This window comes from Saccharopolyspora sp. NPDC050389, assembly GCF_040655595.1.
Lineage (GTDB): Bacteria > Actinomycetota > Actinomycetes > Mycobacteriales > Pseudonocardiaceae > Saccharopolyspora.
Genome location: NZ_JBFAKG010000225.1, coordinates 1 through 1,409, shown reverse-complemented (window position 1 = coordinate 1,409; position 1,409 = coordinate 1). Strand labels below are relative to the sequence as shown.

2 protein-coding genes are annotated in these 1,409 nt (G+C 64.0%); both read right to left on the bottom strand.

All coding sequences use genetic code 11. From position 1 onward, the window contains the following. Positions 1 to 265 precede the first annotated feature (265 nt). Positions 266 to 793, bottom strand: a complete 528-nt coding sequence (locus tag AB0I53_RS49570) for a VanZ family protein (RefSeq protein WP_358618210.1) — start codon at positions 791 to 793, stop codon at positions 266 to 268. A gap of 160 nt (positions 794 to 953) precedes the next feature. Further along, entirely contained in the window at positions 954 to 1,259 is a 306-nt protein-coding gene (locus AB0I53_RS49565; protein WP_358618207.1) for a hypothetical protein, read from the bottom strand. Positions 1,260 to 1,409: the final 150 nt, after the last annotated feature.

Sequence of the window (1,409 nt, the reverse complement as noted above, 5' to 3'; positions counted from 1 at the left end):
GATGCCCTACGACTTCTCCCCAGCCCGCCTGCGCTGTATGGAACTGGCCGAAGAACTATCCGCCCAAGACTCACCCGCTACCTAAAACACGGCCTAGTGGCGCGCCCCGTTTCCAGACGGATTACTCACCGGCACGCCCTACCTGCCCCGGAGCAATTGCTTCCCATCTCGCACTGCGGCGGTCAGTGAACACGCGGTCACATCCCACGACATACGACAGCTGAGGACTGACCGATCTGCCACCGCCGCGCCGCAGGGACGCGGGTCAGTGCCAGCGGAACCGGTTGATAAAAACAGCAACAGCAGGCACCCGAGACAACGCGGCGAACAAGCCGAAACCCAGCACACCGCCGATCACATTGAAGAGCAGATCGTTCGCATCGGCCAAATGGCCGCCGCCCAAGAGGTTGTCAGTGAGGAACTGGGTCAGCTCGATCGCCAGACTGAACGCCGCTGCCGCGGCCACCACACGCCACCAGGAGGCTTTGGCCAGCAGTAGCGGCACAATTATCCCAACAGGCACGAAGACCAGGATGTTCTTCACCGCGTCGCCGACCCCATAGTCCGCGAGCGGCTCGAAGTAGACCTTCCATTGCGAGGTGAAGGACTTGTTCAAATAGATTGGGAATACTGTGTTCGCGACGACGCCGGCGGCGTAGACACAGAGTGCGAGCGCGACGGCGGCACGTGGCACCGACAGGCGGCCGCGGCTGTGCAGGTACCACAGCATGGCCAGGAAGATCGCTGCCGCGGCGGGAACTACCACCGGAAGCGCCGGGACCTCGCGAAACACTTCGTATCGCTTCCTTTCACGAGTTGCAGCGCAAAACTTTGCCAACGCCTTGTCGGCATATCTTGCACTACGCCACGCGCATCCCGCGGCGGGGTCTGGCTTACTGATGTCTTTGCCGTAGATGTCTTCACTGCGCGCGATCGAAGGCAGACCGCCGTTGCTAGTCGTGCTGTGGCCGCTCGTCCGGGGTGATGAGTTCTTCGCGCTGCAGCACCGTCTGGGTGGCGCCGGTGTCGAGCATGGCGCGGATCCTGTGTTGGCCGTTGATGATCAGCACCTGGCCTTCGGTGTCCTCGCCGAGGCAGAGCGGGTCCATGAACAGGCTCTCCACCGCCTCCAGTTCGACCCCCGCGAGCCCTTCCCGGCGTGCGGCCGCGATCGCGCCGACCATGACCTCATCCGGGTCCGGGTCCTGGTGTTCGGCGAGCAGGCGCAGCGCGGTGGTGTTGACCTGCCGCCACGGCACATAAACGAGCAGGCCTCCGAAACCAACTCGGTGATCCGCATCACATCAAGTCGGGGTTAGGCCGGGCTGATGCCCAGCTGAACCCGGCCGCCTCGCTCGTAAGTGGTACTGCGCTGCCGCGCCGAGCGGCCCGCCCGAGCCGCCAGTTCG